Source organism: Paenibacillus sp. FSL R5-0475, from assembly GCF_038004585.1.
Classification (GTDB): domain Bacteria; phylum Bacillota; class Bacilli; order Paenibacillales; family Paenibacillaceae; genus Paenibacillus_AQ.
The window spans coordinates 742,473-768,669 of sequence record NZ_JBBORK010000001.1 but is presented as its reverse complement, the minus strand read 5'-3'; the positions used below and the strand labels follow the sequence as shown (position 1 = coordinate 768,669).

Below are 26,197 nucleotides of genomic sequence, written 5' to 3'. Positions count from 1 at the left end.
AATAGAATTCTCATGATAGGTAAAGTACTGATAACTAACCATGCAATATTGTACCTTAGCTTCCTCGTCTTTAAAGCCCTCATGCAAGAAATATATGTAAGAAATATTGGTGCTGAATACATTAAGAACATCTGGTTTACTATTTCTTCATCCCAATCTTCAGTTTTCAGCTTCAAAAATTAGATAGTTATAAAATGCAAAAATACAACAATTAGAACTTGCAGAATCGCTTTAATCCTAATGTTCTTAAATTCACTTTTCACTATACCACCTCTTTATTTAGTAACAGTTCTGAATACCGATAGATTAATCCTCTATTTTCAATCTGTAAAAAACAAATAAAAAAGGAGCCGCGTAAAGAACACGACTCCCTCTTAATTAAACCGCATCAATGGCGGCACTTATGAATGGTGATTAGCGATAAACTGCTGTTCACGTACTTATTTCTTCGCAATATGCACTTTAAGCTGCTTGCCCTTCACCGTCGTCTCTCTCATCGCTTGCAGTACCATTGCACCTTTACCGTTCAAAATATCCACGTAGGTCACATTGTCCTGAATCGAGATAATACCGATATCTTCTGCAGATATACCCTCAAGCTTTGCGATTCTGCCGACAAAGTCCACGGCTCTTAGCTTCTTTTTCTTGCCGCCGTTGAAGTACAGCTTCATGATCTCTTTGTTCAAGCTTTCGCTTTTGTCCTTCTTGCGGACAGGCTGCTTGTTAATCTTCTGCTCGAAAGCTTCCTTCGCGTAAGCAACGGCATCATCCGAAGGAGCTTTCATGTTCGGGATGCTAAAGCCAATATAGCCTTCAATGTCCTTCACCCACTTTTGCTCATTTGGAGTGACAAAAGTGATCGCTTTGCCTGTCTTACCTGCACGAGCAGTTCTGCCTGTACGGTGCACGTAGCTTTCTTTTTCCAGTGGAATATCGTAATTAATCACGTGAGTGATGTTCTCGATATCAATGCCTCTTGCCGCTACATCGGTAGCGATTAGATAACGGAACTGCCCTCTTTTAAAAGCATTCATGACCTCAAAACGCTCGTCCTGCTCCATTCCCCCGTGGATCTTATCACAGGGATATTCCAAATCAGCCAGCCCTCTAAATACCACATTCACCTGTTCTTGTGTACGGCAAAAGATAATGCAGCTATCCGGATTCTCCACCGTAATAATATCGCTCAGTAGCGAGAACTTAGCAGCTTGTCTCACTTCGATCAACGCATGTTCAATTGTAGCGGTTGTAATTCCACTTGCTTGAATCTCAATTTCCGTTGGATCGCTCATATATTTCCGGCACAAATTCTTAATCACTTCCGGTAATGTAGCGGAGAAAACACAAGTCACCCGTTCTTTTGGCAGCTGCTTAATGATCTTTTCGATCTGCTCAATGAACCCCATGCTCAGCATTTCGTCTGCTTCATCGATGATCAAATACTTGATCCGATTTAGCGGAAGCGTGCCTCTTTCAATATGGTCGAACACACGTCCAGGCGTACCTACGACAACATGTGTTTTTTGAGTAAGTTCAATTTTTTGTGGAGCAAAAGGCTGCTTACCGAAAAGAGCCACGGCCTTAACCCGTTTAAATCGTCCAATGTTGGTGATATCCTCTTTCACTTGCATGGCAAGCTCCCGAGTAGGCGTTAGAATCAAAGCCTGCGGCTTATTCTCCACCCAATCCACCAAATCACAGACGGGGATTCCGTAAGCTGCCGTCTTTCCGCTACCCGTTTGCGATTTAACGATCAGATCCTTTTGCTGAAGAGCTACAGGGATCACTTTGCTTTGAACTTCTGTTGGCGTCTCATATTTCAGGACATCCAGCGCTTTAATAATGTCTTCGTTTAACTCATAATCTCTAAATTGCAATTCACTCATCGTTCAACCTCTTCTATGCCGATTGTTCTGGTTAAAGCGGAAACTCCGCGATCCTTCATCTTGTGCATACTTATCATTATAACAGCTATTGGCTCCCTTGATTCCATTCCTTATAGAACTGGTCCAGATAATTAAGCATAAAATCATGCCGTTCTTCTGCTAACTTGCGTCCATAGGTTGTATTCATCAGGAATTTTAATTTTAATAACTTCTCATAAAAATGATTGATAGCCGTTCCTTTGCTGTAATCCCTGTACTCCTTTTGAAGCGATTCATCTCTTGGAGACACTTCTGGATCATAAGCTGGACGACCTTTCGCCCCTGAGAAAATAAAGGTTCTGGCAATGCCAATCGCACCAAGCGCATCAAGTCGATCGGCATCTTGAACCACTTGGCCTTCAAGCGTATGCATCGGTTCTCCCCCGCCACCACTAAAGGACATCGTCTCAATAATCATCATAATATGATTAATTTGTTGCTCATCTGTAAGGTTTGAAGAAAGCCAAGTACGTACTTTAAGCAAACCTTCTTCTTTAGACGGATTAAGCTTCTCGTCAGCAACATCATGCAGCAAGGCGGCCATCGTGCAAACAAATACATCTGCGCTCTCGATCTGGGCAATTTCAGCGGCGGTGTTGCGCACTCTATCGCAATGCCACCAGTCATGACCCGTAGTATCTTGTCCAAGTTGTTCTTTAACAAAATCTTCGGTTCGAGCTATAATTAAAGATTCATTCATCGTAGAAAAACTCCCTTTCCTTAAGGAATATCGAAGCCCTATTATAGCTGATAACTTGTCCATTCGCCCACAAGAAATCGAACAAATTATAAATTCTTGCTTGCACGACTCCAAATGATCGGCTATAATCGGCAGTAATCAAAATTTCGAAGGGAATTGGTTCTGATGAATACAAATACAATCATGCTGAATCAACTTCATTATTATCACAAACAGCGTTAGCACTCCTGAATTTTTTCAGGGAGGCTAACGCTACTCGCGTTGGCCTCCCTGCGGCATAGATCACGCGCAGGACCAAGAGGTCCTGCGCGTTTTTTTATTTTCTAAACTATGCCAATTCAAAGGAGCTACTAATGATGCAAAACATTAAAGGAACTTATGATTACTTCGGTCAAGAGCAAGCGCTCAGAAAGAACATTCAAAATACGCTACAGGACTTGTTCGAGCTCTATGATTTTGAATCGATGGATTCGACGTTATTAAATGAATTGGAGTTATTAACTTCAAAATATGCAGGCGGGGACGAAATTCTTAAGGAAATGTACCAACTTACAGATCAAGGCAACCGCAAGGTAGGGTTACGCTATGATCTGACCATCCCTTTTGCCAAAGTGATCGCTTTAAATCCAGGGATAGAGTTTCCCTTTAAGCGGTATGAGATCGGAAAAGTGTTCCGAGATGGACCCGTAAAACGTGGGCGTCTGCGTGAATTCCTGCAATGTGATGTCGATGTGGTCGGCATTTCCGGCCCTGAGGCTGAAGCTGAGCTAATGCAACTGGCTACCGAAGCGTTCCGCAAGCTAGACATTCCTATCATCCTAAAATGGAACAATCGACGTTTTCTCGGTGAGATTCTAGAGTCCATCGGCGTACCTGCGGAAGAGCAACTATCCGTTATGCTTACCCTTGATAAACTTGAGAAAATCAACATTAGTGGAGTGGAGAACGAGTTGATTGGCAAGGGGCTAGAACCTGCAACCATCGCGGCGATTCTAGCGCTTATCGAAATGGATAATCCAGGCTTTGAGCAGTTATGCGACAAATACAATCTCACAACACAACCGGGTGCGTCAGAGGTTCTCGTCCTACAAAATCTAATCCAAGACATTGGACTACAGGAGATTTGCCGCTTCGATCCTTTCTTATCCCGAGGTCTTTCATTCTACACAGGAACAGTTTACGAGATCTTTGATGCATCTGGTTCCTTTGCCTCAAGCTTGGGTGGCGGAGGCAGATATGACGCGATTATCGGACAGCTAGTGGGCAGAGAGGATATTCAATATCCTACGGTGGGGTTGTCTTTTGGTATGGAGTCAATCATGGCGCTCCTAGCAGAACGACCTATCCAAGAAAATAGAGCAGCAAATGTTATGGTCATTCCCATTGGTGAGACACTACCACAAGCTTTAATTGCAGCAGCCGAGCTGCGTGCCTGTTCTATAAGAACCACTCTCGTATCCGGTAAAAGAAAATTAAAAAAGCAGCTCGCCACAGCTTCATCCAAAAACATCCGTTACGTTATACTGATCGGCGAAAGCGAATCAAGTGTTGATAAGGTACGTTTGAAAGATATGGTAGAACAAACAGAGGTTATCGTTCCGCTGGATGAAGCTATTTACCTCATCACTGGCTAAGCTGGTATTCGCTTAAAAAGATTCACATAAAAAAAGACCCCGCCGACGGCCGGCGGGGCAAAGTTTATATTTAAGGGAGGTTATATATGTACTATAACCTTACAAGCTTAATATTTTATGAATGACGGATAAAGATTCCCTTAATCCTACTTAGATCTTAAACCGATCTACCAGCCCCTGTAGCTCCTTGGCACTTTGGGTATTCTCGTCAGCCACCGTAACTTCATGGAATGTCTTCTCAACGATATCAGCCGTCTTCACCGCAATATCCTGAATCCCAATAGCCCCCTCATTTACTGTAGCAGCCACTTCATTGACCGCTATAGAAATACTAGAAACGGCCATACTTAGATGATCAGCCGCGGTCTCAAATTGATTCATCAGCAAATTCACTGTTGTAGCATCTCTGTTATATTGCTGACTTACCTCCGTTAACCGCTCATAGTCTCCAAGAACATTCTGGTCAATAAAAGCTAGTAACGCCTCTGAATTTTCCTTCATTAGTTCAACAGAAGCATAAACTCCTGAAACGACCCCTTGAATCCCAGCCGCAGTCTCTGACGATTTCTCAGCCAACTTGCGGATTTCACCAGCTACAACAGCAAATCCTCTACCTGCCTCACCTGCTCTAGCCGCTTCGATCGCTGCATTCAAAGCAAGCAGATTGGTCTGACTAGTAATCGATAGAATCGTATCCGCCAGTACATTAATCTCTGAGATCGCATTCGACTGTTCAATTGCTTTTTCCATATCGATACGAACAGATTCATACACTCGCTTCGCATTATCCGTAGACTCTATCGCCTCATCTTGTAACACCATCGCCCGCTCACTGATCTGCTTGGAAACTTCAGCGCCTTCCTTCACATTACTGGAGATCTCGGACACATTAATATCAATTTCAGTTATCGCTGCCGTCATCTCTTGTGTTGAAGCTGCTGTCTCCTCCATCCCTGCCGAAAGCTGCTGTGTAGTTGCCGAATTATCATGAGCATTCTCCCGTACATCTATAGACAGCTTTTCAAGAGTCTCCGCATTATCAAGCACCTTGGTCGAGATCATGATTAGACTACCCGCCATATCACGAAGAATAACCCGTGTTCGGAGCATCGCTATGGCTATCGTACCTGTTTCATCTTTGTTTTTCGTCAGATACTCGTACTGGGAGTCATACGTCAGATTCAACTCTGCCGTTCTATTTATCAACTCTGTCAGTTTAGCAATCGGTGAAGAGATTTTTTGAGCAAAATATAAAGCAATCAACAATGCAATAATCAAACTTCCTGCACCCAGAAACAGATTAAAGCTTCTCATCTCATTCACAGGTTTTACAATTTCATCTAAATTTGCGGTTATCCCAAGCAACCAGTGGGTCTCAGGCATAACGGTATAGGCTGATTTTTTATCCACATCATTATATGTATAGCTAAGCAGGCTATCTTCTACTTTTTCACCAGATTTCACACGCTTCACCACAGCCATGATCTGATCATTGGCAACAGGTTGTCCTACTTGCTTCTTATCCGGATGATACAGTGTATTCCCATTCTCATCGAGAAGATAAGCATACGAAGTCGTTGTATTTACTACTTTTGCATCTGCTAAATACTTAATCATACTATCTGCGGAAACCGCTGAAGCTACATATCCAATCATCTTCCCGTTACTCTTAACCGGATGTACAAATCCTACCACATAAGCCCCAGTAGATTTCGATTTCAGTGTTTCGCTAATTACCGGCGCCGCAGTCTCCATTACTTTCTTCGTATAATTTCTATCACTGAAATCCGTACCTATAAGCTTAATATCACTGTCAGCCACAGCGATGCCATTCATATCACTGACAAAAGCATGTTCGAGGTTCCCAGCATCCTTCACAATTCCCTGAAGGCTGATATTCACCTCATTCTGTAGCTTACTCCCCTTGGCGACGCCACCATTCCCTGCTTGGAGTAATAATTCGACAATTTCCGACCTTCCCGCAATAAGTTCAATACTTCTCTGCTCCTTCGAAATCATAGCCGATATGGTCTGAGCTTTATTCGTATTGACCTGCTTCATAGAATTCTCAGTAAGGCTCACAATGGCCTGAGTTGACCTTAAATATGTAAAAACCCCCATTACTGCAATACATAATAGGGTCACACCTATCATCATAAGTGATAGTTTAAGACGAATCTTCATTTTCCCTCATCCTTCCGACTACTGTTCATTAGAGAACAATGCAATTGTAAATAATACAACTACTATCGGATATGATGATAAATTAGTGAATATTGACGAAGCGAAAATACGGAAAATATCAAAAAATGTCGAATTTTTGCATATAAATGCAGAAAAAACTAGTTCTACTAGTTCGGTCATCTTCTTTTTACTAGTTATTAAGACCTGTTTTATTTCTAAGATGAAATAGGCGGTTCTGACTGGGACGCTGAGGAAACTTGCGTAATTGCACCATCTGTTAAAGGGTGTTTAGTTCTGCTACGTAAAAACAGACCAGACATTGCAGCGAGAATTTGCTGGAATAACATTCCTGAAATCACAGGGAGTGCAACAGCCGGAGGAAAATATTTTACTGCGAGCACAGCTCCCGCGCTTAAATTACGCATGCCGGAATTAAATTGTACGGCCACAGAATCTTCGTAGCTAAAGCGGAAACGGCGCGATACCAATGCTCCGATTACATATCCGAGAACTACGGTTACGAAGGTTACGCCAATAATAATCGCTAATTTACTATCCGGGTGTTTCAGATAACGGGCAATGCTAGCACCATTAATAGAAACAACCATGAACAACCCAACCTTTACAAATGGGGAAAGCGGAGGTCCACATACCGTATTCACCTTGCCTTTTGTCCATTGATTCAGAAGCATCCCGACTACCGAAGGAATGACAACCATCCATAGGAGTCCTTTCATCATTTCCCCAAGCTGAATCTCCACACTCGCTCCCATGAGCAAATACAAGGTACCCGGAACGACAATCGGTGACAAGAGCGTATCGATCAGAATAAGTGCCAAAGTTAGTGCAATGTTCCCGCCGTATATAGATACCCACACCACGCTAACGACACCCGTTGGGATCGCAAACAACAGTACAAATCCTGTCACTGTGTAAGGATCTCCCGGAAAAACAGCACTTGCAACGAGCCAGCCAATGAGCGGCATCACGATATGAAGAATAATCATCAACACGATCAACTTCTGTGGTTTCAGCAGTACGCCCAGCAGATCTTTGAGATTGGATTTCAAGCTCCCGATCAATGTCATAAAGGCGAATATCCATGGGACGAGACCTGTGAATGGTAGCAGTCTGCTTTCATTAAGCACACCAACCACGATGGCAGTAGGTGTTAATAGTGGCATGATTTTTTCGAGAACAACATTGGATTTGATGAGTCCATTTCTTATATTCGTAAGCATGTGTCGCACACCTTATGTATGGATGTCATACATTCCTTATCCGCAAATTTAAGTTGTAGCAGTCTCTATAAGCTTACAGAAATCATACAGGACTTTCCATTAATCTACTACACAAAAAAGGAACCAATTCAATAAATTGGCTCCAAGTAGTAATTTTATAGCAATGCTTAACGATTTAAACCCCTTGCGGAAACAATGCGTCCAGTGCTGGGCATGGCAGTTTATCCAGGAACTGAGCCAAAGGCGCTGGCATGTTACTATATAAGTCCTTCAGTGAGGTTCCCTGATAAATGTTTCCAATAATAACGGGATGACATAATTCAGAGATCAGGATGTCTCCATTGCCATGTAGATGAAGCTGTTTCTTGCCCTCAATGCAGTGTGGAAAATAAACGCCCGGTTGCTCCTCGAACCCAAGCGCATCCATAAACCGGTCCATGCAAGTGAAATACAGGGTCGTATCCTCTTTCTTCATAGCGATCAGTTCACTCACAGCATTCTTTAATTGTTCACGGGCAGCTATAGACTTCCAACCCGTATGATCCATGATAATACTGTTCTGAATCTCATGTGTTCTAACACCCATCGCATATACGTGACCACTAATTTCCTTCATATTATCCTGAGTTTCGCTGAACAACAGCGTTTCCAGCACCGTATCTACACTAGTTGCCGCGAACATAGTAATGTTCTCTCTAATTTTCTCGTAAATGCTTGGATGAATATTATAATAACGAGAGAAGGCGTCCGCTGTAGTAAAATTGAAGGAAATATGTATCGTCGTTAATCCTGCCGCGACTAATTGATCAATCCGTTCAGCATTTAAAAGACTGCCGTTCGAATTGAGCTGTGTCTGAATCCTTCTGGATGAGCAGTAGGTTACAATCTCCACACAGTCATCGAACTTTAATGTAACCTCGCCACCTGACAAGCGTACTCTTTTCAGACCAGGAAGCTCTTCAAGAATTCGGATAACCTCTTTAGCCTTGATGCTTTGTCCATCATTTCTATTATACGCACAACAATAATCGCAGCGAAAATTACAGTTCGAGGTAACTCCTATTTCTAAGCCTTCCAGCTCATAAGTAAGCGGTTTGTCTAGTTCCAATGCTTTATATCTCATTCTCTAAAGTCCTCCTGAAAAATAATGATTTGATTCAAGGGTTCAATCTTAGAGATTATAAAGGTATATGGCTTAGGTTAATGTGAGGTATATAACAGTCGAAGTGTGTTTGAGAAATCCAGGTCAGCAGCTTCAGTCGTAACTACGGGAATGTTTGGACTTCCGGAGACAGCCTATGCTTACGAAGTGAGCTTTCCTACGGAAAGCTTTCAGGCGGTCGCTATCGCTCCTACAGCTCCAAACTTCCCTTCGTCACTACTCAGCTGATCTCATTTTTCGTAATGCTTTCCTTCTTCGAAAGAGTTGCCACCTAATGGTATCCACACGCTCTGGTGAATTTTCTTCTCATTTACTACTGAATAAATATAAATCCAACCTTCTTCGTTTTTAAATCTAACTTGTAAATGATAAGGATTTAGTGATTGAGTTGTTCTGTTTTTCGGGATACTTGATAATCAATCCAGTAGGGGCGAATAGCGAAGGATAAAAGCAAAAGTACAGTTATTGAAGATACTATAATTAAACCAGACCTCCTAATCTTACGGGGTAAAAACAAGGCTACTCCAAATATAATGAGGACAAAAACAACCAAAAATATGATTTCTATTGCTGTAATTGGATGCAACATAACCCTCCTCTGAATCAGGCTTCTTTCGAATTCCATGACCCATTTACTGGTCTGAACCATTAATTTCCAGTATAATGCTTTATTGTAAGCAAACACAACTCATGTAGGACTCTTGAAAGGAGCCAAAAGATGAGGAAAATCATCCTAAACTCACTCATAATACTAATATTCATATTTGTTACAGGCTGTACATCTAATGCCGATACGGTTGATACACCGCTGTACTCAGGGAAAAGCTTATTTATAGGTGTTGTTGGCGCGGTCCCTAAAATAAGAGAAGAACATGTGCACTTCACAAGTATTTCTTTTGAGGAGTTAGAAGAATATTCAAAGCTCTCCTCCCAATATGATGCTGTAGTTATTACGAAAGAGCATCTGAAAGAAGCGGACGACAACAAGTATGTTAAAGTATACACAAATGCAGGTGTTCCTTTCTTCTTTATTGGAGCTACGAAATCATTTATGCCGTTTGTTCTTGAAGACGTATCGTATGAGCACTATTCTTTAATAAATTTTAATAATGATATGTATGTCACAGGCTATTTCCATAATGGTGAAAAATTTAGATCTTGGGAATACGGGCTTTACAACGGCAAAGTAAACGAACCCAACATTAAAAATGTATACTCAGGGATGTTCACTACTATCGAGTCCATCAAGAATGGTACGTATGAATAAAAAAAGGCTGCCAAATGGCAGCCCTTTTCTTTTGATAACGTATCATAATCCCGCCTACAACTCCACCGACTTGCCCATCTCATTCCAGACAGGCTGTCCAATCAAGCCCACACGCCAAATTGCAATCCCTTTAAGACCATAACGTTTAGCAAGTCCAACCTTGGAATTTACTGATGTTTCATTCTCACTGTATACGGAAATACCGAGAATCAGCTTATCCTTACTCACTTGCTGAAGTGCAAGCCGGATGCCTTCATCAACTAAACTCATCGGCTCTGGAATTTTTTTCTCTTGCAAATAATCATAAGCCATAATGACCAAATCGTCTGCGAGGCTTCCCAGCGTCTTGTAATCATAACCTTTATAAGAGCTGTTTAATGGATGAAGAATAACCGTGAGCTTAAGACCTGCTGCATGTGCTTTTTGAGACAAATTCTTCACAAAAGCATTGTAATCGGCTTGCACCTTTGCTTTATCTCCCGTTAGACCCAGTCCTTCGAGATCCAGCGTGATGCCTTGGAATCCCTTTTGTGTAGCCAGATCAATGATTCCTGTAATCGTCTGCTCTTGAAGCACTTTATCTTCCAGATTCTTCGTGAGCTCCGCTGCAGTGTCACCAGAAAAGACCATCAGATAAGGCGCTGTGCCACCTGCTGCTGCATTCGAGATAATAGACTCTGGGGTTACATCCCCAGCTGCTTGAGGCCATCTAAAGTCAGTGCCTGTCGTGGTGAATTGTCCACTTTTATCAATCCCGCTCCACCCAAAAGCTACAGCATCAAAGCTAGGAAGTAACGAAATTTCACTGTATGAGCTAAGCGCATAAAAGCCCAGCTTATACATATCCGTCTTTGGTGAAGTGATCGATACCGTTTTGGTTGCTTGATCCCAAGCTACGCCCGCACCAAACTGCTGGCCGAAAAAGCTGAGTGGAATCATCGTGTTATTACGGATCGTTTGCGGGGCAACCCCTAGCTTCACAACTTCGCCGTTTACGCCTGCATTTTTACTACCAAGGGTCAACGTTACCACTTTAGTACCCGCTGTATCCGTCTTGGTCGCGGTAATTTTCTTAAGCGCTTGATTCCACTCTACGTTGATCCCCAGCGCTTCTGATATCGCCCGGAATGGAACCATCGTTGTTCCGTTCATCACAACAGGCTCTACTGGAAACGGCAGTGCATAACCATCCAGCACAATACTAACTCCACCTGCGGGGGCTGCTTGTGTAGTGTTTTGGAATAATGCCGTGGTGCCGCCTAGCGAAATCGCCAGACATAAAACCAATTTGCCAATCCGTTTGTTCATGACTGTTAAGTCTCCCATCTTCCATAATATGAAGTGTAATCTCTTAAACTCTTTATATGTCTTCTACCATTTTACCAAAGATTATCCAATTGTAAAATTAATAGATTGTCATCTATGAGCTTCGAAATTATTTTTCATATTAGTAGAGGTCGACAAAATTACATAAACACGCTCAAAAAGGTTCCCACTGCTCGTTCAACATCAACATCCACAGCAACTTGTATGGGTTTACCCACTTTTGGCAGAGCCCGCAAATCCGCTACGACCATTCCCGATGTAAACTCACCTTTGTGCTCCACACGAACATTCATCTCTTTATAGGTTACTAGATCCGGTTGCAGCGCAACCATAAGTGCTAGTGGATCATGCAGCGGTGCGCTGTTAATCAAAAAGTTCGCTTCGCGGTAGAAATTAAAATAATGAGTGAGCGATTGCTCCATAAACGAAATGATCGCTTTATTTTCTTCACGTCCAAAACGGTTCAATAAATCGATATGCTCTTGGGTAATCCGCGTCTTAAGCGTAACGTCTAAGCCCACCATCATAACGGGAAGTCCAGATGTAAATACATGATCTGCAGCTTCAGGGTCTCCAGCAATATTCGCTTCTGCAACCGGTGTTCTATTGCCGGGATTGAAGATCGTACCGCCCATCACCACTACTTTTTTCAAAGTATTCTTAATACCAGGGTCCATATCAAGCGCCATCGAAAGGTTGGTTAGATGTGCCAGTGTAACTAATACAATTTCTCCGGGATTCTCATTAGCCATCCGAACAATAAACTCAGATGCAGTTTCGCTAATGGGACGCTGGCTGGATGGAGCAATTTCCACATTACCAATACCGTTCTCACCATGCACATGAGTGGCGTAGCCTGAGTGCTCACGAACAAGTGCCTTGGATGCTCCAATAGCTACAGGAATCTCATAACCAGGCTTAGCAAGCTCAATCAGTCGCAGTGAATTGTCCGCCGCCTTGTCGACATCAATATTCCCAAAAACGGTTGTAATTCCTTCTACAATTACATTTGGAGCGCGTAAGGCATACAAAATCGCCAGTGCGTCATCAATACCTGTGTCTGCATCAATAATAATTCGTGTTTTGCTCATTTATGTTCTCTCCCACCCTGCAATGTCGTATGGATTATCATATCACGGCCTACCCGTACGCTCAATTTTATTCATTTGCTGTTCTTTAAAAGTATGAATAAAGCTTTCAGGATCACACTCTACCAAATAAGTATATACACCCTTACTCGTATACAGATAGAACATCCCCTCTGAACCTCCCATTGAGCGATAGGACATATCTAAAATATCTTTTATTGGAAATTCACGATGACGAGTCACGACTCTATCTTTGTACAAATACATTAAGCGATTGCATGTAATACTTCGTTGTTCTCCATCCTTAATTTCTCGCTGTATCTTATAATACGGAAGCTGAGCTACCCATTTCATTTGAAGTCCTCCTGCTTGACGTAATGGACTCCATTTTATTATTCTTTTTACCTTTTTGCAAAATAAAGAAGCTCGACGATCCCCTTAGAAGGAATCATCAAGCTTCAGTAATTACCTTTTATTTCGCAGTATAAGCTACAGCTGCTCGGCAAAAGCGTTCCAGCGCTTCAACTAGAATAGATCTAGGACAAGCTAGATTGATCCGCAGATGACCTTGTCCCTCAGTTCCAAAGACAGAGCCTTCATTAAAAGCAACTTTAGCCTCTTTGTACATCAGCTGTTTAAGTCCATCTATATCCAGATTTAGACCACGGCAATCAACCCATAGCAGGTATGTGCCTTGCGGATGCATCACTTGGACCTGCGGCAAATGCTCCGACAGATAGCTAATCGCATAGTCCACATTGCCTGACACGTACTCTAAAAGCTCATCCAACCATTCTTCACCATCATTATAGGCAGCTTCTACTGCACCTTGGGCGAAGTAGCTAGCCATATGTAAACTCAAGGCTTTCATTTTTCGATCAAATTTAAGCTTCAATTCCGGATTGGAAGACACGATAAAAGAAGATTGTAACCCCGGTAGATTGAAGGTTTTGGTCGCGGCAAGTGTGGTTAGTGTAATATTCGCAATTTCCTCAGATAAGGATGCAAAAGGGATATGCTCATAACCTGGAAGCGCCAAGTCACAATGAATCTCATCAGAGATTACGGTCACTCCATAACGCAGACAGAGCTCACCAAGCTTCAGCAGCTCTTCTCTTTCCCATACTCTACCACCCGGATTATGCGGACTGCATAAAAGCAGCAGCTTGGCTCCACCTTGCATCAGCCCTTCCAATTGCTCATAATCCATCTCGAAGCGTCCATTACGAATAACAAGCGGATTCTTGGCGACCTTGCGATCATTCATTTGGATGACGTCATAGAAGGGATAATAGACTGGCGACTGTAAAATAACCTCGTCCCCTGGCTCGGTAAACAGCTCTACAGCAAAACTTAAGGAGGTTACGATTCCGGGAGAATCCGAAATCCATTCCGGTTTAATTTCCCAATCATGCCGTCTTCTGAACCACGACGTGATAGCTTCTTTATAAGAGTCACTAGGTACACTGTATCCGTAAACCCCTTGTTCTGCGCGGCGCAGAATCGCTTCCTTCACTGCAGGAGGACTTTCAAAATCCATGTCTGCCACCCAAAGTGGCATAATATCCTTCTCACCAAACAACTTCTCGGACTGGTCCCACTTGTAAGAACGTGTATTACGGCGGTCAATTACGCGATCGAAATCATACTTCAATTAAAGTCACCTCATCCTTATAAACTTGTCCCTTATTGTATCATGAGGCGGAGGATATCGCACTCTGGATAAGAAAGAACGCACTTGTCGAAAGTGCGCCCTCCTTAACTCTTATATAACTACGTGTTATTGCAGCCAATCTTCCAAATGCGATGCCACAAATCCATCATCCACTAGATGGGGATAGTCTCTGCGCACTCTGTTGATTTCCTCCACTTGCCCCGGGGATAATTGTTCCTCCGGATTTAGACACCATAAGCCTTCAAGCAATCCTTGATGGCGAAGCACTTCATGAATACCCGGGATACAGCCATGAAAATGATGCGCGGGATCAAATATCGCCGCATTGCTATCCGTCACTTCAGCCCCAAGCGTCAACCAATTGGATGCCAACGAGGGTTCATTTCTGACCTTTTTAATCTCATTAAGCAGCTGTACTGCTTTGCTCGTCCAGACCGCCCAGTGGCCAAGAAGGCCACCGACTATTTTTTTCTCAACGGGTTTGCCGTTCACCATAAATCGGAAGGTCGTGAGCAGATCGCTGACAATATTATCATCATTTCCGGTGTACAGAGCAATTTCTTCGCAACGGCTGGATTCAAGCACAGCTCTGACTACATCCAGCGTCTGATAACGATTGAACGGCGCCATTTTGATGGCGATTACGCCTTCTATTTCAGCGAATGCCTTCCAAAAATCAAAGCTTAAAATCCGTCCTCCCACCGACGGCTGAAGGTAGAAACCAAACACCGGAATCACATCTGCCACTCTGCGTGTTCGTTCTAGCAGTTCTTCCTCACTCAAGGTTTGCAGGCCTCCCATGCTAAGCAGTCCCGCTTCATACCCAAAGCTTGCGGCAAGGCGCGCTTCAAGAACAGCCTGCTCCGTCCCACCGCAAATACCCGCTACTTTCATGAATGGCCGATTTAGCTGGGCAAGCTCCACCTCTTCCGCAGCTAGACGTAACACAGGTTCCAGCAGCCCTACTTCTGGATCCCTGATCTCGAATTGAGTGGAATGCACGGCAACCGCGACTCCACCCGCCCCAGAAGCAACATAATATCGGGTAAGTGCCCGTTGACGCCGCTCATCCAGCTTGCGCTCTTTAGTTAAGGCGAGAGGATGTGCGGGAATAGCCAACCCATCATGAAGCGCGGCATGTAATTCCGAAGTCAAAGGTACTCTTGTCAGTGTCATTAATATTTGCCCTCCCGCTCCTGAAAATGCGTGGGTTTATTCCAGGTTTCTCCGCCTTGCCCTACCCAATCGCCAATCCAGTCGATCATTTCGGCCAGCGATACCCGCGGATAGCCAAAGGTGGCAGCGGCTTTCGCTGCATTACTTAGCAGTGCAGTAGGTGCTTCTGCACCTGTAAAAATCGGCTCAATGCCTAACTTTCGGCCGAATTCATTCGCAGCCCAGCGCAGGGACAATGTCTCAGGCCCAGTAATGTTCATGACATTAGGCGGCGAACTGCAACGCAGCAGTGCTCGCAATGCGATTTCATTCGCATCCCCTTGCCAGATCACATTGGCATGACCCATTGTGATATCAATGGGAAGTCCCTCCCTAACCGATCGAGCAAGCTCCAGTAACACACCATACCGCAGATCAATGGCGTAATTCAGCCGATAAATGAACATCGGCGTTCCATTTTTATGAGAGAAATGTTCAAATATACGCTCCCGGCCCAGACAGGATTGCCCATACTCCCCGTTCGCGTTCGGAGAAGTTCTTTCCGTTGCGCCTCCTTGGCTGACCGGAGTAAAAGGGTAAACGTTGCCTGTCGAGAATACAACCATTCGTGAATTACGGAAACGTTCCGCAACGCGGCCCGGCAGATAGGCATTCATCATCCAAGTGAAATGCTCATTCCCGGTCGTGCCGAATTTATTCCCGGCCATATAGAGAATATTTTGGGTTTCAGGGAGTGCCTGCAGCGCCTTATCGTCAGACAAATCGGCGGAGATAATCTCGACCCCGGCCTCTTCAAGCTCTCGTCTCAGCTCCTTATTCGAGAAGCGGGAAACGCCGATAACTTTCTTGTCTAGCCCCGCTTGGCGAATTGCATTCACCGCTAGCCTTGCGAGACTGGGTCCCATCTTGCCCCCCACGCCTAGTAGCATAATATCTCCATCGAGCTGGCTAAGTTCCTCAATCAGTGCTGCCGATGGACTTGCCAAGCGCTCCTCCAACTCTTGAACGGTTCGCATCATTGAACTCTCCTCTCCATTGACTCAAGTTTGTTGCTTTTACCACAAATGACCTCAAAGCTTGGTGTAATCGGACACGATGCTAATTGTAATTGGGAACTAGGCTAGCTGAGATTAGAAACTAGCTTGTTGTGATCGGAAACCAAGCTAACTACAATCGAAAGCTAACTAGCTACATTCACAAACCAGCTTGCTACAATCGAAAACTAACTCCCTGATTGCAGAATGTGCAATAGAATTTCCAAATTCATCGCTAAAAAATGAATCTATTGCACTTCATACATCAGATTCCCGCTATAAGCTCGTTTAGTGGTGATTATCTGAAATTTCATTGCACAAAGTGCAATAGAATCAAAATCCAGCCACTCTAGAGCGGAATCTATTGCATAAAATGCAATCACTCAAAGCAAAGCAATCATCACATTCAAATCATTCAAAGCAATAAACCAAATTCAGTCCAGCCTATCCAGTTCAGTCAGACAATCTAGTAAACTCATACTAACTTTTGTCTTAGTGTAGCTTAGGCGCTTACCTTGTAATCCGACGCTTGGTCTCATTCTCTTCCAACACCTACAGCCTTAAGCGCCTCGCGGAAATATCCAACTCAATTTCGTCGCCATCCTGCACAAGGGTCGCAATTCCTCCGATAGCCACTTCCGGAGCCGCAAATACGTACGATTCGTGCGATATTTGCGACATGCGCGACACTTGCGATTCGTGCAATGCGTGCGATACGTGCGATTCGTACAATTCGTACAATTCGTACAATTCGTGCGATATAAGTGTATTTCGTACACTTATATCAACTCCTGTTCCCGTAGATGACAATTTAGTTGTACTATCTGCAATTAAAAATCCAAAATGAGCCTACAAACATCGATTTGATAAGATTTAACTGTATGAAGTGCAGTTAAAGTCCACATGAGACGATTACGATATACTGTAGTTGTATAAAGTGCAGCTATTTTATCTTCACAAGCATTTGATTATTTCAGTCTCGGCTATTATTTGATGTGCACCGATTCCCTCTCGCTCAGCAACTCTTCTCTAAGCTCAACAGGGAGAAGAAAGTCAAAGTCACAACCGAGGTTCGCTTGAAGCACACACTCATGAAACAGTAAGCCATACCCCCTGTCGTAGTGCGGCTTGGGCGCTTGCCATGAGACCCTACGTCGTGCCAATTCTTCATCCGACACCTTCAGCTCTAAGCGCCTCGCGGAAATATCCAGCTCAATTTCGTCGCCATCCTGCACAAGCGCCAGCGTACCACCGACAGCAGCTTCCGGCGCCGCATGTACAATTAATGCGCCATAGGAAGTACCGCTAATCCGCGCGTCAGAGATGCGGACCATGTCGCGTATGCCCTGCTTCAGCAGCTTTTGCGGAATCGGGATTTGCCCGATCTCCGGCATCGCTGGAGCACCCTTCGGGCCTGCGTTTTTAAGCACTAGCACACTGTTCTCATCCACGACCAGATCAGGATCATCGATCCGCTTATTTAGATCGGCCGGGCTCTCGAACACTACTGCGCGTCCGATATGCTTTTTGAGATGAACGGATACAGCGGTCTGCTTGATCAGCGCCCCATCCGGCGCCAGATTCCCACGCAATACGGCAATCCCACCTTGGCTGTCCAGCGGCTCCTCCAAGGTACGAATCACATCTCTGTCCAGCGTTACTGCCTGAACCAGATTTTCTGCAACCGTTCTGCCCGTTACAGTCAAGCAATCCCCATGCAGCAGCGGCTCCAGCTCCTTCATCAGTGCGGGTACACCACCTGCCTCGAAATACTCCTCCATTTGATATTTGCCCGAAGGACGCAGGTTCAAAATAAACGGGGTCTGACTACTGATCCGGTCAAATGTCTCTAAAGGCAGCTTCATCCCCAGCCGCTGGGAGATCGCTATAAGATGGATGATAGCGTTCGTCGATCCGCCGCTCGCCATCGTAACTGTGATCGCATTCTCTATCGCCGCCGCAGTCATGATGTCGCGGGGACGAATGCCCTGGCGAACCAGCTCTACGATCTGCTTGCCCGTTCGCTCAGACATATGCCTGCGTCTGCTGTCCGGCGCGGGAATAGCCGCACAGCCCGGTAACGCCATGCCGATTGCTTCGGCGATCGAGGCCATCGTGCTTGCTGTGCCCATCACCATGCAGTGACCATCACTACGGCAAATTGCATTCTCTGCAACAGCCAGCTCTTCGTCACTTATATTTCCGGCTTTATGCTCCAGCGTAAAGCCATAACAATCCGTGCACGCTCCAAGGCTACGCCCGCCCAATCGGCCATTTAGCATAGGGCCACCTGTCAATACAATGGCTGGAATATTGGCGCTAGCGGCTGCCATCAGCTGAGCGGGTACCGTTTTATCGCAACCCCCAAGCAGCACTACCCCGTCAATGGGATGCCCCTTCATCATTTCTTCCGTATCCATCGCCATCAAATTACGCAGCAGCATCGTTGTAGGCTTCACATAAGGCTCACCAATCGAAATCGTCGGGAATTCCATCGGCACTCCCCCTGCCTGCCAAACACCACGCTTCACATAATCCACCAATTCATTAAAATGGGAATGGCATTTATTCAGCTCACTAAACGTGTTGCAAATGCCGATCACTGGCTTGCGGAGATCTTCTTCGGTGTACCCCATAGACTTCGTGAAGGAACGATGGATAAATCCCCATAGATCTTTTTCATGAAAATAAGCCTCGCTCTTCAACTGACCGCCTGATTCAGCCATACGCTCCTCGCTGTCCCTGCACTCCGCCATGACCCCATCTCCTTTTAACAACCTCGCTTATAGACCAAGCACTTAATCCCTCAGATAAAACCAATAATCTCCGGTGTTAGACGATGTATTATGTCCTCGATAAATTTTCGCGGTATTTGTGGCAGCTTCGTTCCCTCCGCTAGATCATTGATATGGTACAGAGCATCTAGCATCTTCTGTGTCCCAAAGAACGGATAATCCGACCCAAACAATATTTTATCTTGAACCCCATATTCCATCGCAGACACCAGTGCATTGTAAAATTGCCAAGGTCTACTTCCTAACGCTGAAATGTCCATATACAGATTAGGATGCTTGCGCACCAATGAAATACATTCATCAATCCAGGGATGACCCATATGCGCTACAATCATCTTTAGCTTCGGAAAAGCACGGGCAATCGGGTCCAGCATCGCCGGCCTTGATGCATCCAGATAACCCTCCGGTACAAAAGAGGTTCCTTGATGCCAAAGAATAGGTACATCTAGCTGTTCTGCTTTGGCATAGAGGGCATAATGCCTGGGATCATCAGGATAAAAATTCTGATAGATAGGCGCAAGCTTCAGCCCTTTTAATCCCATCTCACGGATCGCAGTCTCAAATTCAGCAACACAATCCAGATGATTGGGATCTACACTTGCAAAACCGAATAATCGATCCGGATCCGTGCGACAGTAATCTGCGACATAAGCATTCGGCACAACCAGTCCCGTTGCATGCGCTGCCATGGCCAATACGATAGCACCAGAGAATCCTTCCAAATTACTACGATGTTGCTCGGGGGTTGCTTCGATATTCATATCCGGTCCCCAAGCCCGTTTGATCGCCTCATCCGTAGGTCCCGAAACCATTCCCGGTCCAAACAAATGGGTATGACAATCGAAGATCATCCCTACTCCCTCCTATTCAATAACCATCGTATTTGTAATGGCACCAAGCTTCTCAATCTGCACCGTGACCACATCACCAGCTTGCAAATAGACCTGATCCTCTGGAGGGTAACCCATCACTACGCCTTCTGGTGTTCCAGTCAGGATAATATCCCCCGGCGAAAGCGTCATACACTGGGATACATAGCTGACAATCTGCTTGCAATTAAAAATCATGTCCGAAGTGTTGGAGTTCTGACGCAGTTCACCATTCACCGTGCACTGAATATCGAGCTGATTGGGATCGCCTACTTCATCCGCAGTGACTAAGTAAGGCCCAATGGGTGAAAATTTATCGCAAGACTTTCCCGCTAGCCATTGACTCGTCCGCATCTGTAAATCTCGCGCCGACAAATCATTAGCCGTACAATACCCGAAGACATAATCCAGTGCATCTTCCTCCGTCACATATTTCGCGGTTCGTCCGATGACGATGCCAAGCTCTGCCTCATAGTCCACCTTCTGGCTGTTCCTCGGAAGCGGAACTTCTGAGCCATGTCCAGTTAGTGTATTGTTAAATTTATTGAACAAGATGGGATATTCCGGAATGGCCATCCCAGTCTCTTCCGCATGCCGGCGATAATTAAGGCCAATACAGATGATTTTTCCAGGATCAGTAACACAGGGACCGAATGCTAATTCATCTTCCTGCTTCAGCCAGGATGGATTCACTTCTCCTTCAGGCAGCTCATTCACAAAAATCCTCAGTTGGTTAAGTGCATCCTCCCCACCATCAAGCAATTGCTTAACCGTTACTGGAACCTCCGTCCGAGTGGATAATGCAGTCTGTGCCGCCTCAATATCCACCACACCATGGTCGGTTAGAACGCCCATATGATCATCTTCTTTTTGCAAAAAGGTAACTAGCCTCATCTATAAAACTCTCCTTCACTTTATGCATTTTTTCCGAAGACAAGGCCACCATCCACATATAGCGGCGAACCCATTACAAACCCGGACTCATCGGAAGCTAGAAATAGTGCAGCTCGTGCCACATCCTCAGGTTTGCCAAGCTCACCGCTAAGCTGTCTACGCTTAATGGCCGCAACCGAAGCCTCTGGATCCAGAGAAGTCTTCAAATAACCTTCTACAAACGGAGTCATAATCGTACCTGGTAGCAGCGCATTTACACGAATGCCGTAAGGTGCATAATCAACCTGCATTGCTTTAGTTAAAGATAGAACAGCTCCCTTAGAAGCACTGTAGGAAGCTCGCTCTGCGACTCCGATTTCGGCGATGCCAGAGGACATATTAATGATAGAACCCTTCTTGGTCTTCATCATATAAGGGAGGACAGCCTTGCAGGTTAAGAACACACCCGTCACATTAACCCGCATGACCCTCTCCCATACTTCCTCGGAAACCTCATGTACCGCACCCACGCCACTGATTCCTGCATTATTAAAGAGCACATCGATACGTCCAAAAGTATTAAAGACTTGATCAGCCATCACGGTAGTACTGCTAGCATCGGTTACATCACAGGGTATGAACATCGCATTTCCACCCGTCGCCTCTATTTCAGTGACAGCGGCTTTTCCTGAATCCTCTTGGACATCGGCAATGATTACTGTCGCTCCTTCTGAAGCGAATAAAGCAGCCGTGCTTTTTCCAATTCCCGAGCCAGCTCCGGTTATTATGATGATCTTATCTTTGAGTCGCATCGCTTTGCCTCCTCTTCCTACTCCTTAGCCTGAAAGTTTCCCGGCAACAAGCCAGTCATCCCGGGCTTAGCCATAAACAAACCGCCTGCAAACGGATAATCACGTAACTCTTTCTCGTGCATCCCTATCCTTGCAGTTGTAATGTAGAGTTCCGTTAGATCACTGCCTCCAAAAGTACACGAGGTCACCAGTGGTGCTGGAACTCGAATGAGTCCAAGCTGCTCACCCGTCTCCGGGTTCCATCGTGATACACAGCCGCCGCCCCAGTGGGCGACCCAAAGCATGCCTTCACTATCTATTGTCATTCCGTCCGGATAGCCAGTTGTTGTAGGAATTCGGAACGCTACTCTTCGGTTACTTATCCTTCCAGACTTTTCCTCGTAATCAAATACATCCACCTGCCTAGTCGGCGTATCAATGTAATACATCTTGCTCCGGGAATAGTCCCAAGCCATTCCGTTCGAGCAGCCGATGCCGGATAACAATTGGTGTGTGAAACCATCAGGCTCCACGACGTAGAAACCTCCGGAATCCGGCGCATCATTGTTCAAGCTTATCGTTCCCACCCACAGTCGGCCTTGTCGATCGCATTTGGCATCATTTAATCGGTTGAGTGGTAGCTCTGCTTCTATCGAAGTCAATAAGACAGGAGAATTCTCAGCTTGAGAGAGATAGACCCCATCCTCCATGGCCAATGCAAGTCCTCCCACAGTGGTTGGAATCACTGCGCTGATCATCCGATCGAAGGAGCGGACTACTTCATTACCCGTGATCCGGTTGTATATTCTAAGCTTCCTTCTCGTAACATCCACCCAGTACAACTGTTTGGATTCGGCATCCCAATGCGGCCCTTCACCAAGCTCAGCCTGAGCATCAATCATCAACTCTGCCTGAATTTCTGTAATTTCCAAAACGTTCACTCCTTCTTCTATTTACAGCTCACTACCATTAGCCAAATGTCCACCATCCACACGAATGGTTTCTCCCGTTACATAGGAGGCTTCATCAGAAGCCAGAAAAAGAAATACATTGGCAGCTTCCCTTATCGTTGCCGCCCGCTTCATCGGTGTATGCTCCGAATAAGCCGGAAGCTTCGAAGCTTCGCGCAGCTTGCGGTCGAGGGGTGTATCCACAAATCCCGGTGCTACTGCGTTTACCCGGATCCCATAAGCCGCCAGCTCCACTGCCATCGATTCGGTTAGCAGTATAACAGCAGCCTTAGAAGCATTGTAATGCGCGAGCTCCGAGCTTGCTGATAGACCATTTTTGGAACTCATATTTATAATGGCGCCTCCGCCACCCTGAGAAATCATTTGTCTCGCTGCAAGCTGACCTATTAAATAAACCGCCCTTACGTTGATATCAAATACTGCATCCCAATGCTCAACCGAGATGTCAAGAAAGTGTTCACGAAAGGCGATTCCGGCATTGTTCACTACAATATCTATCCCACCGAACCTTTCAAAGGCTTGGGCAACAGATTGTTCTAACTGTGAGACATCGCGAAGATCACATATCTCTACTGCAGCTTTTTCACCATAATCCTTCAAGGTTTCAAGTGCAATAAGAAGCTCACCCTCACTTCGGTCCAGCAACACCACCTGAGCGCCTTCTTCCAGAAATCGATGGGCGATCCCCAGTCCAATTCCTCTTGCTGCACCTGTGATTAGCGCTCTTTTGCCAGCCAGCCTCATGTATATCACTCCCTCGAATCTTGTTCAGAGCACCCCGTATTTATCGTAGACCTGCCGCAAGGTATATCCTTCGAGCAGTTCATCCCGTGTATGATTCTCGCGAGTCACCTTATCCATAGCTAATTGGAACACTTCATCGATGATGGCGCCCGGAATCACAACGATACCATCACGATCACCAAAGATTACATCTCCGGGATGGACCATTACGCCACCGCATAACACCGGAATGTCATAGTCGATAACAATTCCACGACCTTGAGAATCAACAGGTTTGGTCCCGGTAGCAAAGACAGGAAAACCAAGCTCCAGAATTTTAGCAGTATCACGGATTAGTCCATCTACAATGGCTCCGCGGCCACCTCTCATTTTGGAAGCCGTAGACAATAGCTCTCCCCACAGTCCGTTCTGCCGCGATTCATTCGTACAGCCGATGACAATCTCACCGGGCTTAACGCTGTCCACCGCCTCAATCTCCTTCGTGTAAGGATCTTCCGGCAAATGATGAATATCCACAGACAGAATGGTCTTAGCTCTTCCGGCAACGATCCAGGTAGGATCTATCGGGTTGATATTTTCCCGCATCACCTGATTACGATAGCCCAATTGATCCAACGTGTCAGAGATTACCGCAGAGTAGAGCTTTTCACACATGCTATCGAACAATTCCTGATCCTTCATAGGCGGTTCCATCCTCCTCAAAGTTTTGTGCTTACAGCATCCTCATTTTTTTAAACGCACCGGTTGGCCTGCATGAGCAGATTGATAAGCGGTAAGTGCAACCTCTGTGGATCGGAGCCCATCTATTCCCGAAATCGGTACCTCCACCCCTTCTAGAAGCGCCTGTACAAAAGCCTTTAGCATCAGTTCATTCATGTCATCTCCCCAGAAGGACCAGTTCCCTTTGCCAGATGCTCTTCCGTATACATTGTTTTTTTGGTTAAAAGCATCTATGGAGATGACACCTTTAGTTCCAATGATTTCTAGGGTCACATCCCCCCATGTGGGGAAGCCGGGATTGCGTGACCAGCTAGGATCCAGCACTCCGAACACACCATTCTCAAAAGTTACATGCACCATTCCAGCATCATCGATCATCCGCTTGCGCTCTGAATCAAATAAGGTATCCGCATAGGCATACACCTGTTCTACAGAAGAACCAGAGAACCAGTTCATCAGATCCATCACATGCACAGTGTGATCTAGAACAGCACCGCCTCCCGATAGGGCTTCATCAGAGAACCATCTAGGTCCCGGAAAAGAACCTCTGTTAGTTCCTTTAAAAGCGATAATTTCACCAATATCGCCGCGATCTAGTGATTCCTTAGCCCGAACAACCGGAGTGAGGAAGCGGCAAGGAAAGGCTGTCATAAGCTGTACTCCCACTTCAGAGCAGACCGAAATCATGCGTTCCATTTCTTCCACTGACAGACCTAGCGGCTTCTCGCACAGTACATGCTTGCCCGCTCGGGCTGAAGCGATGGTTAGCTCAGCATGATAGACATTTTCCGAGCAAATAATTACGGCATCTATATTCGCATCTTCCAGAAGTTCCTTGTAGTTAGCATAATAGGGAATCGAATGACGTTCTGCGAGCGCCTGTGTGCGCTCCGGCACCTCATCAGCAATTCCACTGACCGTCACTTCAGACATGTGCAGTAAACTTGCCAAATAGTCAAAAGCATGCGCATGCTCGAAACTGATCATGCCAATATTCAAACGGCTCATTAAATATCCCCCTTCACTTCAAGCTTCACCGGTTGATGGGTCATTGCCGATTGCTGAGCGGCTTCAGCCCAGCGTACAGCTTCCAGCGCATCCTGCGCAGTGACTATCGGCTCTTCCTCACTTGTTAGACAGCTTAGAAAATGCTCCAGTTCCAAATAATACGGATCCTTCAGCAGCACACTCGAAGGCGTCTCCACAAATCCCGATGTAGAGCCCGTCGTTATCGACTTGCGAATATGCAGACTTTCGCCATCCCCGGTCCCGCCTGAGATGATTCCTTCCGCATCCGCATATTCAAAAGAGGAGTGAAACGGCCCTGGATACCCCCAAAATGCTTCAAGCTGTGCAATGGTTCCATTCTTGAACCGGAAAGTGGCTGAAGCATAATTTATGTCTTCCGACTGGTGCTGGAACGCATATACTTCACGGGCTTCACCAAAAGCCCCACGAATGTAGTCAATGTCGTGAATCATTAAATCTATAATGACGCCACCGCTAAGAAATGGATCCCGAAACCATGCTTGCACGTTTCCGGGATGTGAACCCGCCCGTTTAGCATGGTATATTCCGCCTTGAACACTGCTAAGCTGCGTTATTCCCTCCGCAAGCTGTCTGTAAGAAGGAAAGAAACGAACGACATGGCCCACAAACAAACGTACACCGCGCTCGTTGCAGTAACGAATTGCTTCTTCCGCTTCCTGCGAAGTGAGTGCGAGCGGCTTCTCACAGATCACATGCGCACCATGGTCAGCCGCAATCCGTACCAGTTCTACATGCAAATAGGTCGGCACAGCAATACTGACCACCTCTGGCTTTACCTGCTCGAGCATTTCTTGTACAGATGTAAAATAGCTAACGCCCACTAAATTTCCTAGCACCTCAGCGGCTTTTTCAACGATGTCACATACGGCTACAAGCTCAGCTTCGGGCATGGACTTGTAGCGATCCGCATGAACAGTCCCCATGCCACCGCATCCAATCACTGCTGTCCTAATCAATACACTACACTCCTTT

Annotated in this window: 22 protein-coding genes; 2 read left to right on the top strand and 20 right to left on the bottom strand. The window is 45.5% G+C overall.

The window, feature by feature from the left end:
* Positions 1 to 440: 440 nt before the first annotated feature.
* Together MKX41_RS03075 and MKX41_RS03070 are read right to left on the bottom strand one after the other, a co-directional pair.
* Positions 441 to 1,886 (bottom strand): DEAD/DEAH box helicase, encoded by a 1,446-nt coding sequence (locus MKX41_RS03075; protein ID WP_340968641.1) that lies wholly within the window; start codon positions 1,884 to 1,886, stop codon positions 441 to 443.
* Between the two features lie 85 nt (positions 1,887 to 1,971).
* Positions 1,972 to 2,625 carry an HD domain-containing protein gene (locus MKX41_RS03070; protein ID WP_076283219.1) on the bottom strand — a complete coding sequence of 218 codons (654 nt, stop codon included), beginning with the start codon at positions 2,623 to 2,625 and terminating at the stop codon, positions 1,972 to 1,974.
* A 353-nt stretch (positions 2,626 to 2,978) separates the two neighbouring features.
* On the opposite strand from MKX41_RS03070, the gene MKX41_RS03065 reads away from it, so the two are divergent.
* Positions 2,979 to 4,259, top strand: coding sequence for a histidine--tRNA ligase (locus MKX41_RS03065; protein ID WP_340968639.1), 1,281 nt, complete (start codon positions 2,979 to 2,981; stop codon positions 4,257 to 4,259).
* Between the two features lie 150 nt (positions 4,260 to 4,409).
* Here the strand turns inward: MKX41_RS03065 and MKX41_RS03060 are convergent, their stop codons facing one another.
* The 3 genes from MKX41_RS03060 to MKX41_RS03050 form a co-directional block, all read right to left on the bottom strand.
* Positions 4,410 to 6,443: a methyl-accepting chemotaxis protein gene (locus MKX41_RS03060; protein WP_076283221.1), complete on the bottom strand. Its 2,034-nt coding sequence runs from the start codon at positions 6,441 to 6,443 to the stop codon at positions 4,410 to 4,412.
* 215 nt (positions 6,444 to 6,658) lie between these two features.
* A complete protein-coding gene (locus tag MKX41_RS03055) occupies positions 6,659 to 7,684 on the bottom strand; it encodes a bile acid:sodium symporter family protein (RefSeq protein WP_076298572.1) in 1,026 nt (341 codons plus the stop codon).
* Positions 7,685 to 7,859: 175 nt separating this feature from the next.
* Complete coding sequence (locus MKX41_RS03050) at positions 7,860 to 8,807, bottom strand: radical SAM protein (RefSeq protein WP_340968637.1); 948 nt, start codon at positions 8,805 to 8,807, stop codon at positions 7,860 to 7,862.
* 757 nt (positions 8,808 to 9,564) lie between these two features.
* Here MKX41_RS03050 and MKX41_RS03045 point away from each other — a divergent pair.
* Complete coding sequence (locus MKX41_RS03045; protein WP_076283225.1) at positions 9,565 to 10,113, top strand: hypothetical protein; 549 nt, start codon at positions 9,565 to 9,567, stop codon at positions 10,111 to 10,113.
* 54 nt (positions 10,114 to 10,167) lie between these two features.
* Here the strand turns inward: MKX41_RS03045 and MKX41_RS03040 are convergent, their stop codons facing one another.
* The 15 genes from MKX41_RS03040 to MKX41_RS02970 form a co-directional block, all read right to left on the bottom strand.
* Positions 10,168 to 11,421 (bottom strand): stalk domain-containing protein, encoded by a 1,254-nt coding sequence (locus MKX41_RS03040; protein WP_340968633.1) that lies wholly within the window; start codon positions 11,419 to 11,421, stop codon positions 10,168 to 10,170.
* 158 nt (positions 11,422 to 11,579) lie between these two features.
* Positions 11,580 to 12,530, bottom strand: a complete 951-nt coding sequence (locus MKX41_RS03035; RefSeq protein ID WP_339270167.1) for a nucleoside hydrolase — start codon at positions 12,528 to 12,530, stop codon at positions 11,580 to 11,582.
* A gap of 42 nt (positions 12,531 to 12,572) precedes the next feature.
* The gene (locus tag MKX41_RS03030; RefSeq protein ID WP_076283228.1) at positions 12,573 to 12,881 is read right to left on the bottom strand and encodes a hypothetical protein; all 309 of its coding nucleotides are present in this window, start codon (positions 12,879 to 12,881) and stop codon (positions 12,573 to 12,575) included.
* Between the two features lie 118 nt (positions 12,882 to 12,999).
* Complete coding sequence (locus MKX41_RS03025) at positions 13,000 to 14,181, bottom strand: MalY/PatB family protein (RefSeq protein ID WP_076298577.1); 1,182 nt, start codon at positions 14,179 to 14,181, stop codon at positions 13,000 to 13,002.
* 126 nt (positions 14,182 to 14,307) lie between these two features.
* Positions 14,308 to 15,378 (bottom strand): dihydrodipicolinate synthase family protein, encoded by a 1,071-nt coding sequence (locus MKX41_RS03020; protein ID WP_340968630.1) that lies wholly within the window; start codon positions 15,376 to 15,378, stop codon positions 14,308 to 14,310.
* Positions 15,378 to 16,394 (bottom strand): NAD-dependent epimerase/dehydratase family protein, encoded by a 1,017-nt coding sequence (locus MKX41_RS03015; RefSeq protein ID WP_340974801.1) that lies wholly within the window; start codon positions 16,392 to 16,394, stop codon positions 15,378 to 15,380. The genes MKX41_RS03020 and MKX41_RS03015 overlap by 1 nt, the downstream gene beginning before the upstream one ends.
* A gap of 1,004 nt (positions 16,395 to 17,398) precedes the next feature.
* Positions 17,399 to 19,168, bottom strand: a complete 1,770-nt coding sequence (locus MKX41_RS03010) for an IlvD/Edd family dehydratase (RefSeq protein WP_340968628.1) — start codon at positions 19,166 to 19,168, stop codon at positions 17,399 to 17,401.
* A gap of 50 nt (positions 19,169 to 19,218) precedes the next feature.
* The gene (locus MKX41_RS03005; protein ID WP_340968625.1) at positions 19,219 to 20,058 is read right to left on the bottom strand and encodes an amidohydrolase family protein; all 840 of its coding nucleotides are present in this window, start codon (positions 20,056 to 20,058) and stop codon (positions 19,219 to 19,221) included.
* Between the two features lie 12 nt (positions 20,059 to 20,070).
* Complete coding sequence (locus MKX41_RS03000; RefSeq protein ID WP_340968622.1) at positions 20,071 to 20,970, bottom strand: fumarylacetoacetate hydrolase family protein; 900 nt, start codon at positions 20,968 to 20,970, stop codon at positions 20,071 to 20,073.
* 20 nt (positions 20,971 to 20,990) lie between these two features.
* The gene (locus MKX41_RS02995) at positions 20,991 to 21,761 is read right to left on the bottom strand and encodes an SDR family NAD(P)-dependent oxidoreductase (RefSeq protein WP_076283235.1); all 771 of its coding nucleotides are present in this window, start codon (positions 21,759 to 21,761) and stop codon (positions 20,991 to 20,993) included.
* Positions 21,762 to 21,778: 17 nt separating this feature from the next.
* Positions 21,779 to 22,672 carry an SMP-30/gluconolactonase/LRE family protein gene (locus MKX41_RS02990; protein ID WP_081392981.1) on the bottom strand — a complete coding sequence of 298 codons (894 nt, stop codon included), beginning with the start codon at positions 22,670 to 22,672 and terminating at the stop codon, positions 21,779 to 21,781.
* A 21-nt stretch (positions 22,673 to 22,693) separates the two neighbouring features.
* Positions 22,694 to 23,455 carry an SDR family NAD(P)-dependent oxidoreductase gene (locus MKX41_RS02985; RefSeq protein WP_076283236.1) on the bottom strand — a complete coding sequence of 254 codons (762 nt, stop codon included), beginning with the start codon at positions 23,453 to 23,455 and terminating at the stop codon, positions 22,694 to 22,696.
* Between the two features lie 24 nt (positions 23,456 to 23,479).
* Positions 23,480 to 24,136 carry an RraA family protein gene (locus MKX41_RS02980; RefSeq protein WP_052404229.1) on the bottom strand — a complete coding sequence of 219 codons (657 nt, stop codon included), beginning with the start codon at positions 24,134 to 24,136 and terminating at the stop codon, positions 23,480 to 23,482.
* A 42-nt stretch (positions 24,137 to 24,178) separates the two neighbouring features.
* Positions 24,179 to 25,183 carry a Gfo/Idh/MocA family protein gene (locus tag MKX41_RS02975; RefSeq protein WP_340968617.1) on the bottom strand — a complete coding sequence of 335 codons (1,005 nt, stop codon included), beginning with the start codon at positions 25,181 to 25,183 and terminating at the stop codon, positions 24,179 to 24,181.
* Entirely contained in the window at positions 25,183 to 26,181 is a 999-nt protein-coding gene (locus tag MKX41_RS02970; protein WP_340968615.1) for a Gfo/Idh/MocA family protein, read from the bottom strand. The genes MKX41_RS02975 and MKX41_RS02970 overlap by 1 nt, the downstream gene beginning before the upstream one ends.
* Positions 26,182 to 26,197: the final 16 nt, after the last annotated feature.